At 70.2% G+C, this 15333-nt stretch carries 13 protein-coding genes; 11 read left to right on the top strand and 2 right to left on the bottom strand.

The window, feature by feature from the left end:
- Positions 1-102 precede the first annotated feature (102 nt).
- On the bottom strand, positions 103-648 hold the full coding sequence (locus ACWEMY_RS28030) for an LppU/SCO3897 family protein (RefSeq protein ID WP_375937781.1): 546 nt from the start codon (positions 646-648) through the stop codon (positions 103-105).
- Between the two features lie 167 nt (positions 649-815).
- Here ACWEMY_RS28030 and ACWEMY_RS28025 point away from each other — a divergent pair, with 167 nt between their 5' ends.
- The 9 genes from ACWEMY_RS28025 to ACWEMY_RS27985 all read left to right on the top strand — a co-directional run bounded on the left by ACWEMY_RS28025 (position 816) and on the right by ACWEMY_RS27985 (position 12312).
- Positions 816-4076: an AAA family ATPase gene (locus ACWEMY_RS28025; RefSeq protein ID WP_452392436.1), complete on the top strand. Its 3261-nt coding sequence runs from the start codon at positions 816-818 to the stop codon at positions 4074-4076.
- Between the two features lie 98 nt (positions 4077-4174).
- Positions 4175-4906, top strand: coding sequence for a peptidoglycan editing factor PgeF (pgeF, locus tag ACWEMY_RS28020; RefSeq protein WP_452392435.1), 732 nt, complete (start codon positions 4175-4177; stop codon positions 4904-4906).
- Positions 4903-5637: a YggS family pyridoxal phosphate-dependent enzyme gene (locus ACWEMY_RS28015; RefSeq protein WP_452392434.1), complete on the top strand. Its 735-nt coding sequence runs from the start codon at positions 4903-4905 to the stop codon at positions 5635-5637. The genes pgeF and ACWEMY_RS28015 overlap by 4 nt, the downstream gene beginning before the upstream one ends.
- A 107-nt stretch (positions 5638-5744) precedes the next feature.
- Positions 5745-6500, top strand: a complete 756-nt coding sequence (locus ACWEMY_RS28010) for a cell division protein SepF (protein WP_375937793.1) — start codon at positions 5745-5747, stop codon at positions 6498-6500.
- A gap of 89 nt (positions 6501-6589) precedes the next feature.
- Positions 6590-6892: a YggT family protein gene (locus tag ACWEMY_RS28005; RefSeq protein ID WP_278265563.1), complete on the top strand. Its 303-nt coding sequence runs from the start codon at positions 6590-6592 to the stop codon at positions 6890-6892.
- Between the two features lie 60 nt (positions 6893-6952).
- Positions 6953-7807, top strand: a complete 855-nt coding sequence (wag31, locus tag ACWEMY_RS28000) for a DivIVA-like cell division protein Wag31 (protein ID WP_375937796.1) — start codon at positions 6953-6955, stop codon at positions 7805-7807.
- Between the two features lie 88 nt (positions 7808-7895).
- Positions 7896-8096 (top strand): hypothetical protein, encoded by a 201-nt coding sequence (locus ACWEMY_RS27995; protein WP_452392433.1) that lies wholly within the window; start codon positions 7896-7898, stop codon positions 8094-8096.
- Positions 8097-8368: 272 nt separating this feature from the next.
- The gene (gene ileS, locus ACWEMY_RS27990) at positions 8369-11521 is read left to right on the top strand and encodes an isoleucine--tRNA ligase (RefSeq protein WP_452392432.1); all 3153 of its coding nucleotides are present in this window, start codon (positions 8369-8371) and stop codon (positions 11519-11521) included.
- Positions 11522-11796: 275 nt separating this feature from the next.
- On the top strand, positions 11797-12312 hold the full coding sequence (locus ACWEMY_RS27985) for an NlpC/P60 family protein (RefSeq protein WP_375937805.1): 516 nt from the start codon (positions 11797-11799) through the stop codon (positions 12310-12312).
- Between the two features lie 2 nt (positions 12313-12314).
- Here ACWEMY_RS27985 and ACWEMY_RS27980 read toward each other — a convergent pair whose 3' ends face one another.
- Positions 12315-13190 (bottom strand): UTP--glucose-1-phosphate uridylyltransferase, encoded by an 876-nt coding sequence (locus tag ACWEMY_RS27980; protein ID WP_375937808.1) that lies wholly within the window; start codon positions 13188-13190, stop codon positions 12315-12317.
- Positions 13191-13348: 158 nt separating this feature from the next.
- Between ACWEMY_RS27980 and ACWEMY_RS27975 the strand changes: the two genes are divergently transcribed.
- The gene (locus tag ACWEMY_RS27975; RefSeq protein WP_452392437.1) at positions 13349-14647 is read left to right on the top strand and encodes a DNA polymerase IV; all 1299 of its coding nucleotides are present in this window, start codon (positions 13349-13351) and stop codon (positions 14645-14647) included.
- A gap of 59 nt (positions 14648-14706) precedes the next feature.
- The gene (locus ACWEMY_RS27970; protein ID WP_452392431.1) at positions 14707-15207 is read left to right on the top strand and encodes a hypothetical protein; all 501 of its coding nucleotides are present in this window, start codon (positions 14707-14709) and stop codon (positions 15205-15207) included.
- Positions 15208-15333 lie beyond the last annotated feature (126 nt).

The raw sequence follows: 15333 nt of genomic DNA, 5'->3' as shown, positions 1-15333 counted from the left end.
TCGACTACATCTGGGTGCTTATCTTATAGCCCCGGTAGAGGAACCCGGACAAACCGGCAGCGCACCAACTCCCTGGAGTTCGGGCCCTTCCGTGTTTCGCGATCAGGCCGCGACCGGGCCCAGGCAGTAGGTGGTCTTCGGCTCGTTGACCACCAGCACCTGATCGGCCTCCTCGGTGCACAGGGTCTCGTCGACCTGGCCGTCGATGCGGCTGACCACCTTGAAGTCGGCGTCGGCGGCGGTGCACGGCACGTACTTGTAGCCGGTCATCATGCCCTCGTTGTAACAGCTGCCCTCTTTGAAGTTCGGGGCCAGGCACAGGAAGGCCAGGGTGCCGCCGCTGCCGTAGGTCTCCTCGTAGGAGGTGTAGTCCTCGTGGCACTCGACCTTCTGGTCGTGCACCTGCACCACCTGGTAGACCGCGTTGTCGGCCGAGCAGGCCACCGGCTCGGTCTCGGAGTCGACCACCGACGCCGAGATGACGTTGATGCAGTCACCGACCTTCGCGCGGGCGGTGTCGGACTTGCCCGCGTCCTTGGCCACCTCGGTGACCTTGTCCACCGCCTCGCAGCCGGTGACCCCGAGTGCCGTGACGGCGAGCAGCGCGAGCGAGAACCGCGAAACCATTCCCTTGCCGGTGAACGTCATGCGAACCTTCTTTCTGGAATACCTCACCGCGCCTCGGCGGCGATCGGCCCCGATCACCCAACCGCACCCTCCGCGAGCGAGCATCCGGGAAACCACGGGATTCACAGACCTACGGTCCGGGTTAGGCTCTGATCCGCCGGGACAGCGGCGCGGATGACGGAGGCACCATGATCGAGCGCGATTTCGTGGGCCGCGGCCCCGAACTCGCCGCGCTCGAATCCACCTTCACCGCCCCCGACGCCCCCTGGTTACTGCTGGTCGAGGGCCCCGCGGGCATCGGCAAGTCCCGCCTGCTCGCCCACTTCGCCCACACCGCCCCCTGCCGCGTCCTCGTGGTCACCGGCACCGAGGACGCCCACACCCACCCCCGCTACCTGGCCGACGACATCACCGACCAGCTCGGTCGGGTCACCGCACCGGATGGACCGGCTCTCGCTGCCGGTGGGATCGTCGTCGGTGGCGCGGGCCGGACCGCCGCACCCGGTGGGCCGCCCACCGACCCCGTGCGGTGGATGCGGTGGGCGTTGGGTGCGGTCGAGACCTTGCTCGTGGTCGATGACGTGCAGTGGGCGGATTCCGAATCGCTGCGGGTGCTGGCCGCGTTGATCCGGAACCGGCCGCGGGGATTACGGGTGTTGCTCGCGTGCCGGAGCGGGAGCTGTCCGGCGCCGATCTCGCGGTTGTGGCGGGCGCCGCACGTGCGGGCGGTGCATGTCCCGGTGCCGCCCTTCACCGAAGCCGATGTCGCCGGGCTGCTGCCGGAACAGGATCCGCGCAGGCGGGAGCGGCTGCTGGCCGCCTCGCGCGGGAATCCGCTCTACCTGTCGTTGCTGGCGGGGCTGCCCGAGCGGGAGCTGGAACGCGCGTTGAGCGGGGGAGACCCCGATCCGTCCGCGGGCGACTACGCGGCGCTGGACCGGACGATCCGCGCCGAGCTGGCCGAGCTGCCCGCCGTCGAACGGCTGGTCGCCCAGGCCGTCGCGGTGTGCGGCGTGCCACCCGATCTCGAACTGGTGTGCGCGACCGCCGATCTGGCCACCGAGCTGGTCGTCGCGGGTCTGGACGGCCTGGTCACCCGGGGCGTGACCGGGATGACCGACGGCGCGGTCGCCTTCACCCACCCGCTGATCCGGACCGCCGCCTACCGCCTGGCCCCACCCGCCTGGCGGGCCACGGCCCACCGCCGCGCCGCACTCACCCTGCGAACACGCGAGGCCCCGATGCCCGCTCGGGCCCGGCACCTCGAACACGCGCTGCTCGGCCCTGACGACCTCGCGGGCACGGAACTACGGCTGGCCGCCGACCAGGTGCTCGCCGACGCCCCCGAGGCGAGCGCCCGCTGGCTCGCCCTCGCCCAGCGCATAGCCCCCGACGTCACCGACCCGCTCACCGACGCGCTGGCCCTGGGCCGGGCCCTGCTGCTGTCGGGCGCGGCAGCACAGGCGGGCGAGGAACTCGCACCGGTCGCGGGCGCATCGGGCCCACACCAACTCGAAGCCCTCCTGCTGTCGGCCCGATGCGCACGCATGCTGGGCCGCGTCGAGCAGGCCCGAGCACTACTCGCCACTGCCGCCACCCTCCCGCGCCGCCCCGGCGACGGCCCGATCCAGCTCGAACTGGCCATCCTCGAAATGCAGGACCACCAGGACACCGACAGCCGCGCCAGACTGTCCACCCTGTTCGCCACGCCCCCCAACCCGGACCCGCCCCTCGCCGCCGCAGCCATGATCAGGGCTCCGGCTGTCGACGCCGCAGCCACGAGCGAAGATTCGGCTGTCACCGCCGCACCCACAAGAACGGATCCGGCTGTGGTCGTCGCGGCTGGGAGCGGGGATCCGGCTGTGGTCGTCGCGGCTGCGAGCGCGGACCCGGCCGTGGTCGCTGCGGTCACGAGCAGGGGCTCGGCCGTGGCAGCGGTGGCCGCGAGTGTGGATCCGGCCGTCGCCGCCGCGACCGGGAACCCGGACCGGGCCGTTGTCGCGGCGGCAACCGCGCTGCGCTGTCTGAGCCTGCTCGCCGGGGCCCGCTTCGCCGAAGCCACTGTCCACTACGACGGGTGCGCTGCGGCTTTCGCGACGCTGGACGACGCGGAGTTGCGCGAGATCGTCCACGCCGTCCCCGCCTTCGGCTGGTGTGCCTACTTCCTCGACCGCGATGTCGACGGCCTGTACGTCCTCGACCGCGCCATCACGGTGAGCCGCCGCTTCGGCCGCAGCTACGCGCTCGCCGAACTGCACACCGTGCGCGCCTACTCCCTGGCCAAACTCGGCCGCCTCACCGAGGCCATCGCCGCCGCCGACGACGCCACCGACTCCGCGACCACCTTCCACTACCCCGACCTGATCGCCTTCGCCGGCGCCGTCAAGCTCCGCACCCTGCAGTTCACCGCCCCCACCGACCTCGCCACCACCCAGTGGCACGCCGTCGCCGCCCTACCCCGCCCCGCCGTCCGCTGGTGGCGCCGCGTAGTCGAGAACATCCTCACCGAGACCGCCCACACCCTGGCCATCCCCACCCCGCCCGCCACCCCCGACGACCACCCCGGCCCCCTCCGCCCCACCCTCCTGGCCCGCGCCGCCCACCTCACCCTCACCACCGGCGACCTCCCCACCGCCGAATCCCTCGTCATCCGCGCCGAACAAGCAGCCGGCCTCACCCCACCCACCCCGGACCGGCCCACCGCCCCCGCATCGCCGGATGGCCCCAACGCCGACCCCGATTCCCGCCCGGAGTCGGCCGTCGCCGCCGGCTCCGACCCGCCCAACGTCCCCGCATCGTCGGCCGGCGCCAACGTCGACTCGGACTCCCGCCCAGTGCCGACGATCGCTGCGGGCTTCGGCCCGCACTCCGGTCCGGCATCATCAGCCGATCCGGCAGTCGCCCGCACGGCCATCGGCACCTGTTCCAGCAGGCTCGCGCCGGAGAGCCAGGTGGGGGCGGCGCTGCTCGCCAGGGCCGATTACGACGCCGCGGTTGGTGCGTGGGGATCGGCTGCCGTGGCGGCGACGGCTGCGGCCGCCGCATTCGGGAAGGTGGGCATGGTGGTGAATCGTGCGCAGGCCGATCTGCTGGCCGGGATCATCGCCGGGCGCCGGGGTGATTTCGGTGCGGCGACCAGTCATTTCGCCGCCGCCCGCGTGGTCTTCGCCGAGGCAGGGGCGCAACGGCTGCTCGCCGAGACGATCGCCGCCCAGCGCCGTCTGGCCGGGAGCAGGCGACCGGGTACCGCGTCCACCCTCACCCGCCGCGAACGCGAAGTCGCCGAGTTGGCCGCCCACGGCCACTCCACCAAGGACATCGCCGCCCACCTCTACCTGAGCCCCCGCACCGTCGAGGACCACCTCGGCCGCGTCCTGCGCAAGCTGGGCCTGACCCGCCGAGCAGGCATCGCCCGCAAGCTCGACGAACTCGACACTCCCATCCCCTGACCCCGTCGGCACCAGGGCCGTAGCGCCCCCAGCGCTGCCTCGCAGCGCGACCGACCTCACCGGGCGGCATCACCCCCACCCGCACTACCCTCGACCCCATGACTTCCGCGCCTCCCACCGTGACCGTGCGCCGGGTGACGACCACCCGCGCCGGTGGCTTCTCCGTCGCCCCGTACGACTCGTTCAACCTGGGCGATCACGTCGGTGACGATCTGGAAGCCGTGCGCCGCAACCGGGTTCGGCTGGCCGAGGGCATCGGGCTCACCCCGGACCGGCTGGTGTGGATGGAGCAGGTGCACGGGCGCGCGGTGGAGATCGTCGACGGGCCGCGCGCCGAGCCGGTGCCGGTGACCGACGCACTGGTCACCACCGTGCCGAACCTGGCGCTGGTGGTGCTCAGCGCCGACTGCGTGCCGATCCTGCTCTCCGACGACGAGGCCGGGGTGATCGCGGCGGTGCACGCGGGTCGTGTCGGCGCCCGTATCGGGATCGTGCCCCGGGTGCTCGAGGCCATGGTCTCGGTCGGTGCCCGGGTGGACCGGATCGGCGCCTTCCTCGGCCCGGCCGCCTCCGGCCGCCAGTACGAGGTGCCCGCCGCCATGCGCGCCGATGTCGAAGCCCACCTGCCCGGCAGCGCCACCACCACCGTCCGCAAGACCCCCGGCCTCGACCTGCGCGCGGGCATCCGCCGCCAGCTCACCGAGGCGGGCGTCGCCGGTGTGGCGGTGGACCCGCGCTGCACCATCGAGGACAAGACCCTGTTCAGCCACCGCCGCGGTGCCCCGACCGGCCGCATCGCCGGCGTGATCTGGATGGACCCCACGGCATGAGCGGGCAGGGGCATGATCCCACCCGGGTCACCGAACTCTCGACGGCCCTCAACGGGCTACTCGCCCGGATCGACACCGCCGTGGCGGCGGCAGGCCGACCGGCCGGTTCGGTCCGCCTGCTCCCGGTGACGAAATTCTTCCCCGCCACCGACGTCGACATCCTGTATCACCTCGGCCGCCGAGAGTTCGGCGAATCGCGTGAGCAGGAGGCCTCGGCCAAGGTCGCCGACCTCGCCTACACCGACGCCGAATGGCACATGATCGGCCGTCTGCAACGCAACAAGGCGCGCGCGGTGGCCCGCTGGGCACACACCGTGCACTCGGTCGACAGCGAACGTCTGGCTACCGCACTGGACCGCGCCGCGCAGGAGGCGCTCGACGCGGGGGAGCGCGCGGAACCCCTGCGTGTGCTGCTGCAGGTGAGCCTGGACGACGACCCCGGACGCGGGGGTGTCGCACCCGCCGATCTGCCCGCCCTGGCCGACCTCGTCGCGAAGGCGCCGGGCCTGCATCTGGCCGGTCTGATGGCGATTCCGCCCCTTGACGCCCCGACTCATGCGTCCTTTGCGAAGCTTGCGACTTTGCACACTTCGCTGCTCATCCAACACGCCGACGCCACCGAACTTTCTGCAGGTATGTCGGGTGATTTGGAGAAAGCGGTCGAACACGGTTCGACGTGTGTGCGTGTCGGAACCGCCTTGATGGGCATACGACCGATAACCTCGGCGTAGCAAAGAAACCTCATCAGTCACATTCGACACATACGATTGGGCCGAAGAGGCGCTGAGCAAGAACTTCAACACCCGGCCGCCACCGGGGCCGAAGGAAGGTCGACCAGATGAGCACGCTGCACAAGTTCAAGGCGTACTTCGGCATGGTTCCGCTCGACGAGTACGAAGACGATTACGTCGACGATCACGCCCCCCGCGGCGCCGAGGAGCGCGCAGGCCGCATCCGCCCGCGCAGCTACGACCGATACGCCGAAGACCGCTACGGCCCCGACCGTTTCGAGGACGAGGCAGACGACTACCCGCAGCCGGCCTACAAGTCGGCCTACCAGGCGCGTCGCGACGACTACGTCGCCGACACCTACGCCGACGATCGCTACGACACGCCACGGCGCCCGACCAGGATCGATGCGGCCCCGTCGTCGGGCCGGTCGTTCCGGGCCGGCGGTGTCGCACCCGGTATGCGCGGCTCCACTCGTGGTGCGCTCGCGGTCGATCCCGACGCCGAGGAGCGCAGGCTGGAGGAGCGCTTGCGCCCCGAGCCCGCGCCCGCGCGGCGGCCTGGGATCTTCGAGGACGGAGGTCCCTTGTCCAAGATCACCACGCTGCGCCCGCGCGATTACAGCGAGGCCAGGATCATCGGTGAGCGTTTCCGCGAGGGCAACCCGGTCATCATGGACCTGGTCGATCTGAGCAACGCCGACGCGAAACGCCTGGTCGATTTCGCCGCGGGCCTGGCCTTCGCGTTGCGCGGGTCGTTCGACAAGGTCGCCACGAAGGTGTTCCTGCTCTCACCGGCCGATGTCGACGTATCGGCGGAAGAACGCCGCCGTATCGCGGAAAACGGCTTCTACAACCAGAAATAGTGAGCGTCCGCGTCACTGGCTGATGGCCGCCCGCGCCCCGCGCGGCGCGGCCATTTTGCACACTGCCGATTTTGCGGCAGAGTGAAGCCGTGGCCCTGTTCGCGGTTCTGTACCTCGTGCTTTTCGTCTTCTGGCTGTTGTTGATCGGCCGGGTGATCGTCGAGTTCATTCGCAGTTTCGCGCGTGACTGGCGCCCGACCGGTGTGGTGGTGATCATCCTGGAGGTCATCTTCACCATCACCGACCCACCGGTGAAACTCCTGAGGCGGTTGATACCTCCTGTGAATCTCGGGGGTATCCGGCTCGATCTGTCGATAATGGTCCTGCTCTTCGTGGTCTTCATCCTGATGTCCATCGTGGGTAGGCTCGGGCAGCCCGTGACCTCCGTGTGACATACTGAATCGAGAAGACCGCTTGCTAGTTCTCCAAAAGACGCGTGAAGGGATCCTTCGATGCCGCTGACTCCCGCCGATGTGCATAACGTCGCGTTCAGCAAACCGCCGATCGGTAAGCGCGGCTACAACGAGGACGAGGTCGATGCCTTCCTGGATCTCGTCGAGCAGGAGCTGTCGCGCCTGATCGAGGAGAACGCCGACCTGCGTCAGCGGGTCGCCGAACTCGACACCGAGCTGGCCGACGCGAAGAAGAACCGGGGCTCGGCCCCGGTCGCCGCCGTGAAGGCCCCGGTCCAACAGGCCCCGCCGCCCGCACCGGAACCCGTTCCGGCGCCCGCGCCGGCTCCGCCGCCCGCGCCGATGCCGGTCGCCGCGCCCGCCGCCGCGGGTCCCGACGCGAACATGCAGGCCGCGAAGGTGCTCACCCTGGCGCAGGAGATGGCCGACCGCCTCACCACCGACGCCAAGACCGAGGCCGAGGGACTGCTCTCGAACGCGCGGGCAAACTCCGAGCGACTCGTCGGTGACGCCCGCACCCGCTCCGAGGCGATGATCTCCGACGCACGCCAGAAGTCCGACGCGATGCTGACCGACGCGCAGAATCGCTCCGACACCCAGATCCGGCAGGCCAAGGACAAGGCCGAGGCGCTCACCGCCGACGCCGAGCGTCAGCACGCCGAGATCATGGCGACCATCACCCAGCAGCGCACGGTGCTGGAGAGCCGCATCGAGCAGCTGAAGACCTTCGAGCGCGAGTACCGCGTGCGCCTGAAGTCCTACCTGGAGTCGCAGCTCGAGGAACTGGAGAACCGTGGTTCGGCCGTCCCGGTCGACGGTGGCGAATTCGCCGGCGAAACCAACGGTTCGGCCAACACCCTCGCTCCGGCCTCCTTCGCCAAGGGCGCCAAGTAAACTGGACCCGGGTCGCGCGGCAGTACACGCCGCGTGACCTGGGAACGCCCAGTTATCGTCGGGCTGCTCGGTTGGCTTGGGAGTCAGCATGCTCGTCTTGACGCTTGTCCTCGCGGCGATCGGTTTCGGACTGCTCGTCGCGGCGCTCGCCACCGGTTCGGTGCTGTGGGCCTGGGGGTGCATTCTGCTCTGCCTCCTGGGTGCCGCGACTCTACTCGTGAGCGCACTGGCCACCCGCAAACCCGAGAGCGACGCGGTCCCACCCGGACGCCACGCCCGGCGTGACTGATTGCGGGGGCGAAATATTCGCTGGACGGGCCCGGTTAGAATCGAACGACACACGGCAGTGATCCGGCCATCACCGGGGAGTCTTCGGAAGAACGGCGCGCACGCGCTCAGTAGAACCGAACGGGCGAGCCCGTCACAGCTCACCACGAGAGGCGTGTTCCCCCGCGGAACGCGCAAGCGGGGTGGTACCGCGGTCTCGGCGCACCGGCGCCGGCGTCGTCCCCGTGCCCACGCACGCGCCGACGGCGCGACGGCACGAGGAGTACTTCCGCGATGGCGGACGAGACAACCACCGGCGGCGCGTACCCCCGGGTCGATTTCGGCGCGAAGTCCGGTGCGACATTCCCGGAACTCGAACAGCAGGTTCTCGCCTACTGGGCCGCCGACGACACCTTCCGCGCCAGCCTGGCCAACCGCGCGGGCGCCGACGAATTCGTCTTCTACGACGGCCCGCCCTTCGCCAACGGCCTGCCGCACTACGGCCACCTGCTCACCGGCTACGTCAAGGACCTGATCCCGCGCTTCCAGACCATGCGCGGCAAGCTCGTCGACCGCCGTTTCGGCTGGGACACCCACGGCCTGCCCGCCGAGATCGAGGCGGAGAAGCAGCTCGGCATCACCGACAAGTCGCAGATCGACGCGATGGGGCTGGCCGAGTTCAACGCCGCCTGTAAGGCTTCGGTGCTGCGCTACACCGGCGAGTGGCGTGACTACGTCACCCGCCAGGCGCGCTGGGTCGATTTCGACAACGACTACAAGACCCTCGATCCCGACTTCATGGAGTCGGTCATGTGGGCCTTCAAGACGCTCTACGACAAGGGCCTGATCTACCAGGGCTTCCGGGTGCTGCCCTACAGCTGGTACGAGCAGACGCCGCTGTCGAACCAGGAGGCGCGCCTCGACGACGCCTACCGTATGCGCCAGGACCCGGCTGTCACCGTCGACATGGTCCTCGGCGTCGACGCCGAGCACCCGCTCGCCGCGCTCGACGGCGCCAACGCGCTGATCTGGACCACCACCCCGTGGACGCTGCCGTCCAACCTGGCCATCGCGGTGCATCCCGACGTGCGCTACGTGCACCTGCGCGGCGCCGACGGCAAGCGCTACGTGCTCGCCGCCGAGCGGGTCGGGCACTACACCCGCGAGTTCGGCGAGGAGCCGGAGGTGCTCGGCGAGTACGACGGCGCCGCGCTGGCCGGCCTGTCCTACCGACCGCCGTTCGACTTCTTCCTCGGTCACCCGAACGCGCACCGCGTGCTCACCGCCGACTACGTCACCACCGATTCCGGTACCGGCATCGTCCACCTCGCGCCCGCCTTCGGTGAAGAGGACATGGACGTCGCCACGGCCAACGGCATCGAGATCGTGCAGCCGCTGGACCCGGCGGGCAAGTTCACCTCGATGGTGCCGCCGTACGAGGGCCTGATGGTCTTCGACGCCAACCCGGTGATCATCAAGGATCTCAAGGCCGCCGGAAAGCTGTTGCGGCACGAGACGATCGAGCACTCCTACCCGCACAGTTGGCGCTCGGGCCAGCCGCTGATCTACATGGCGGTGCCGTCCTGGTTCGTCGCGGTGACCAAGTTCCGCGACCGGATGGTCGAGCTCAACAAGCAGATCACCTGGGAACCCGAGCACATCCGCGACGGCCAGTTCGGCAAGTGGCTCGAGAACGCGCGCGACTGGAACATCAGCCGCAACCGCTACTGGGGCGCGCCGATCCCGGTGTGGGTGTCCGACGACCCGGCCTACCCGCGCGTGGACGTCTACGGTTCGCTCGACCAGCTCGAGCAGGACTTCGGCGTGCGCCCGGCCGACCTGCACCGCCCGCACATCGACGAACTGGTGCGCCCGAACCCGGACGACCCCACCGGCAAGTCCATGATGCGCCGGGTCCCCGAGGTGCTGGACTGCTGGTTCGAGTCCGGCTCGATGCCCTACGCCCAGGTGCACTACCCGTTCGAGAACAAGGAGTGGTTCGAGGGCACCGCCGACCAGGCGCCGCACAGCCCCGGCGATTTCATCGTCGAGTACAACGGGCAGACCCGCGGCTGGTTCTACAACCTGCACGTGCTGTCCACCGCGCTGTTCGACCGCCCGGCGTTCAAGTCGGTGATCGCGCACGGCATCGTGCTCGGTGACGACGGCCTGAAGATGAGCAAGTCCAAGGGCAACTACCCCGACGTCAACCAGGTGTTCGACCGCGACGGCTCCGATGCCATGCGGTGGTTCCTGATGGCCTCGCCGGTACTGCGCGGCGGCAATCTCATCGTCACCGAGCGCGGCATCCGCGAAGGTGTCAGCCACGCGCTGCGCCCGCTGTGGAACGCGTGGACCTTCCTGCAGCTCTACGCCTCGAAGCCGGGTGTGTGGCGCACGGATTCGGCGAACGTGCTCGATCGCTACATCCTGGCCAAGCTCGCGGTGACCCGCGACGTGATGACCGAGGCGCTCGAGTCCTACGACATCGCCGGTGCCGCCGAGGAACTGCGGGCCTTCGCCGACGCGCTCACCAACTGGTATGTGCGCCGGTCGCGTTCGCGGTTCTGGTCCGAGGACCGCGACGCGGTGGACACGCTGCACACGGTGCTCGAGGTGGTCACCCGCCTGGCGGCGCCGCTGCTGCCGCTGATCAGCGAGGTGATCTGGCGCGGGCTCACCGGCGAGCGCTCGGTGCACCTGGCCGACTGGCCCGCCGAGGGCGAGCTGCCGCACGACGCCGAGCTCGTCGACGCGATGGACGAGGTGCGCACGGTCTGCTCGACGGTGCTGAGCCTGCGCAAGGCCAAGAACCTGCGGGTGCGCCTGCCGCTGGCCGAGACCACCATCGCCGCCTCCGACGCGGCGCGGCTGGCACCGTTCACCGAGCTCATCGCCGACGAGGTGAACGTCAAGAAGGTCGACCTGACCACCGACGTGGACGCGCACGGCCGTTTCGAGCTGGTCGTCAACGCGCGCGCCGCGGGTCCGCGTCTGGGCAAGCAGGTGCAGACGGTGATCAAGGCGGTCAAGGCCGGGGAGTGGAGCGAGTCGGCCGACGGTGTGGTCAGCGCGGCCGGGATCACCCTGCTGCCCGAGGAGTACACCCAGCGGCTGGTCGCGGCCGAGCCCGAGTCCACCGCCGCGCTGCCCGGCAATGCCGGTCTGGTGGTGCTGAACTCGGTGGTCACCGAGGAGCTGGAGGCCGAGGGCTGGGCCCGCGACCTCATCCGCGATCTGCAGGAGACCCGCAAGGCCCGCGGCCTCGAGGTCTCCGACCGGATCTCGGTGCTGCTCGAGGTCCCGGCCGAGCGTCTGGCCTGGGCACGGACCCACCGCGACTTGATCGCCGGCGAGATCCTGGCCACCAGCCTGGACTTCGGCCCGGCCTCCGGCGCGGCGGCCGAGCTCACCGGCGGCGTCCGCGCCGACGTCACCAAGGCCTGACCCCGGTCGTCGCACCGATCGCCCCCACGTCGTTCGCGGCGTGGGGGCGTTGTCTTTCCCCCGCGGCTCGCGGAAGGTGCTGGGAGTTTGCTGATGTAGCTGACAGCGGCGGAGTCATCGCGCAGAATCGTCAGCGTTACTGCTGATGCGCATGGAACCCGCTGAGGCGGCAGTGACTGTTCGTGACGATTGTCCTGTGGAAACGGTGCCGCGCCGAGGGTAGCGACACGCTCGGCGCGACACCGGTCCCCGTGGGTAACCGGAAGGGCGCTCCTGTGCGACGAAAAGTATTGCGGCGGTTGGCCTTCGGCTTCGCGGCCACGCTCGTCACCACGCTGGTGCTCGCCGGACCCGCCTGGTCGCAGACCGGCAGCTCCTCGGGCTCGGGCGAATCGGGCTCCTCCACCGGCAGTTCCAGCGGCTCGGGCATGATCCCGTTCCCGAGCGCCACCGGGATCGGCGCGCTCACCGCCGCCGCCACCCAGATCGGCAAACCCTACGAGTGGGGTGCGATGGGCCCGCACGCCTGGGACTGCTCGGCGCTGGTGCAGTGGGCCTTCCGCCAGGTCGGCGTCACCCTGCCACGCACCACCTGGGAACAGGCCGAGGTCGGGCTGCCGGTCACCTACGGCGGCCTGGCACCCGGTGACGTCGTCATCCTCAACGGCGACGGTTCACACGTCGGCATCTACGCGGGGATGGGCCAGATCCTCGACGCCCACGACTGGGGCGTCCCGGTCGGCCTGCATCCCCTGCGCGAATTCGACATCTTCGCCATCCGTAGGTTCTAGCCCTAATCCACCAGCTGGCGCAGCAGCGGCCCGTATTCGGGATGGGCCAGTGCCGAGGCGAACTGGGCGACCAGGTAGTCGGCCGGGTTGCCGGTGTCGTACCAGCGACCCTGGATGACCTGCCCGTACACCGCGTGGTTGGCGGCGTAGTTGTTGATCGCGTCGGTCAGGTAGACCTCGCCGCTCTGGTGGGTGTACCAGTTGTCGGTCTGCTGCTGCAGTTCCTCGATGATGCCCGGGGTCACCACGTATCCGCCGATCGCCGCGAACGCCGACGGGGCGTCCTCGGGCTTGGGCTTCTCCATCAGGCCGGAGATGCGCAGCAGGCCGTCGTCGAGGTCCTCGCGGACCACCGGCACGCCGTAGCGCTGCGATTCGCCGGGCTCCATCGGCAGCAGCGCGAGCACCGGGCAGCCGGTGGACTCGTAGGCGGTGATGAGCTGCTGGGCGCGCGGCACCTCGGCGACGAACACGTCGTCGGGCCACAGCACCAGCATCGGCTCGTCGCCGAGATGCCGGGCGGCGTTGAGCACCGGGGTGCCGTTGCCGTAGGGGCCGTGCTGGTCGAGATAGGTGATGTGCCCGGCGCGGGAGAGCTCGCCGACCTCCTCCACCGCGTCGGCGAAGGCGGCCTTGCCGTCGGCGCGTAGCTGCGCGACCAGCGCCGGGTTGGGCCGGAAATGGTCCTGGATCAGCGACTTGCCACCGCTGACCACGATGGTGATGTCGGTGATGCCCGAGGAGACCAGCTCGCGGACCGTGTGCTCGATGACCGGCTTGTCGCCGACCGGCAGCATCTCCTTCGGCGTCGCCTTGGTCAGCGGAAGCAGCCGGGAGCCGATTCCCGCCGCCGGAATGACAGCCTTGCGGATCTTCATCCTCCGATCATCACACACCCACCTGTGTCCTGGCTGTGGCATGGCTGTCAACCGGTCTGGCGTGGCTGTCGGTGCCCCCGCGTAGATTGCGGCTGGTGAGCACCGACACCAGGGCCGACGCCGCGGTCACCGGACGCCGCTGGGTGCTGCACATCGACATGGACGCCTTCTTCGCCTCGGCCGAACAGCTCACCCGCCCGACCCTGCGCGGCAGGCCGGTGCTGGTCGGCGGGGTGGGGCAGCGTGGCGTGGTGGCCGGGGCCAGCTACGAAGCCCGCGTCTACGGCGCCCGGTCGGCCATGCCCATGCATCAGGCGCGGCGCCTGATCGGGGCTTCGGCGGTGGTCGTCCCGCCGCGCGGAGCCGTGTACTCGGTCCTGAGCGCGCAGGTGTTCGACACCCTGCGCAGCCGGATCCCGGTGCTGGAGACCCTGTCCTTCGACGAGGCCTTCGGCGAGCCCGCCGAACTGGCCGGTGCCACCGTGGCCGAGGTCGAGCAGTACTGCACGCGGCTGCGCGCGCTGGTGCACGCGCGCACCGGGCTCACCGCCTCGATCGGCGCCGGCACCGGCAAACAGCTGGCCAAGATCGGGTCCGGCCTGGCCAAACCGGACGGATTGCGGGTCATCTCGCCCACCGAACAGGGCGCGCTGCTGGCCGCGCTGCCGGTGCGCAAGCTGTGGGGGATCGGGCCGGTCGCCGAGGGCAGGCTGCGCGGGCTCGGCATCGAGACCGTCGGCGCGTTCGCCGCGCTGCCGGAATCGGAGGCGGCCTCGATCCTGGGCGGCAGCGTCGGCGCCGCCCTGCACCGGCTGGCCCGCGGCATCGACGACCGCCCGGTCACCGAACGTGCCGAGGCCAAACAGATCAGCGCCGAGAACACCTACGAACGCGACATCGTCACCCTGGCCGACCTGCGCGCCGCCGTCACCGCCATGGCCGCCGCCGCACACCGCAGGCTCGAACGCGACGGACGGGCCGCGCGCACCGTCGTCCTCAAACTCAAGAAATCCGATATGGGCATCGTGACCAGATCGTTCACCCTGCCCTACGCCACCACCGATCCGGCCACGCTCACCGCCGCCGCGCAACGCTCGGCCATCGACCCGGCCGAGCTGGGACCGATCCGGCTGGTCGGGGTCGGCTACGGCGGCCTGTCGCTGGTCCGTCAGGAATCGCTGTTCCCCGAACTCGACCAGGCGGTCCCCGACGACGTGGTCACCGTCGACGAACCCGCCCCGGAACCGGCCGAACCCCGGAATCCGCCTGCCGGGCAGTGGTTTCCCGGCATGGACGTGCGGCATCCGGAACACGGACACGGCTGGGTGCAGGGCGCGGGCTACGGAGTGGTGACGGTACGGTTCGAGACGAGCTCGACAGGCCCGGGTCCGGCGCGTACCTTTCCAGCCGACGACACCGGGCTGTGCCGGGCGGATCCGCTCGACAGCCTCGCCTGAGGAGTAGCCTCGGCAACCGCGATGGAATCTCTGCCACCTCGAACGCAAAGGACGAGAAGTTGAAGCTTCGTACGACCGGACGTGTCGCGATCGCCGGCCTGGCGGTGGTCGCCGCCCTGGGGCTGAGCGCGTGCAGCGACGACAAGGGCGACAAGCCCGCCGCCAAGTCCACCACCAGCGCCATGACCACCACCGCCAACGCGGCCGCCGACCTCCCGCCGGTACCCACCGTCGAGGAACTCAACGAGCAGCTCAACACGGCGCTGGACCCGTCGATCCCCAACGATCAGAAACTGGACTTCGTCCAGGGCGGTTCCGCCGACCCCGAACTGCCCAACCGCCTCGCCCAGGCCGCGCAGGACGCCGGGGTACAGGTGCAGGTCACCGAGGTCACCTCCTTCGGTGACAGTGTGAACGCCAAGGCGAACTTCACGGTCAACGGGCAGACCAATGTGGTCGATGTGCCGTTCGTGGCCGAGGACGGGAAGTGGAAGGTGCAGAAGGCCTGGGCATGCCAGATGCTGACCAACTTCGGCCAGCAGTCCGTCGTCTGTGCTTGATATCTGGAGCGCTGGCGCGCTCGAGTTCGCGGCCTGAGGGGCCGCGGGGGCGGGCGCCCGCGGGGGTGCGGTCGTGGCGCAGGCCCCCCGCCGGGCCGCCCCCCCCCCCCCCCCCCCCCCCCCCCC

It is taken from the genome of Nocardia sp. NPDC004415 (assembly GCF_053602435.1).
Note: the sequence above shows the minus strand (reverse complement) of the source record. Positions and strands in the feature narration are given on the sequence as shown.

Bases quoted from the DNA above. Each gene is read 5' to 3' on its own strand.
- ACWEMY_RS28030 (WP_375937781.1), bottom strand. From the start codon at position 648: ATGACGTTCACCGGCAAGGGAATGGTTTCGCGGTTCTCGCTCGCGCTG.
- ACWEMY_RS28025 (WP_452392436.1), top strand. From the start codon at position 816: ATGATCGAGCGCGATTTCGTGGGCCGCGGCCCCGAACTCGCCGCGCTC.
- pgeF (WP_452392435.1), top strand. From the start codon at position 4,175: ATGACTTCCGCGCCTCCCACCGTGACCGTGCGCCGGGTGACGACCACC.
- ACWEMY_RS28015 (WP_452392434.1), top strand. From the start codon at position 4,903: ATGAGCGGGCAGGGGCATGATCCCACCCGGGTCACCGAACTCTCGACG.
- ACWEMY_RS28010 (WP_375937793.1), top strand. From the start codon at position 5,745: ATGAGCACGCTGCACAAGTTCAAGGCGTACTTCGGCATGGTTCCGCTC.
- wag31 (WP_375937796.1), top strand. From the start codon at position 6,953: ATGCCGCTGACTCCCGCCGATGTGCATAACGTCGCGTTCAGCAAACCG.
- ACWEMY_RS27995 (WP_452392433.1), top strand. From the start codon at position 7,896: ATGCTCGTCTTGACGCTTGTCCTCGCGGCGATCGGTTTCGGACTGCTC.
- ileS (WP_452392432.1), top strand. From the start codon at position 8,369: ATGGCGGACGAGACAACCACCGGCGGCGCGTACCCCCGGGTCGATTTC.
- ACWEMY_RS27980 (WP_375937808.1), bottom strand. From the start codon at position 13,190: ATGAAGATCCGCAAGGCTGTCATTCCGGCGGCGGGAATCGGCTCCCGG.
- ACWEMY_RS27975 (WP_452392437.1), top strand. From the start codon at position 13,349: ATGGACGCCTTCTTCGCCTCGGCCGAACAGCTCACCCGCCCGACCCTG.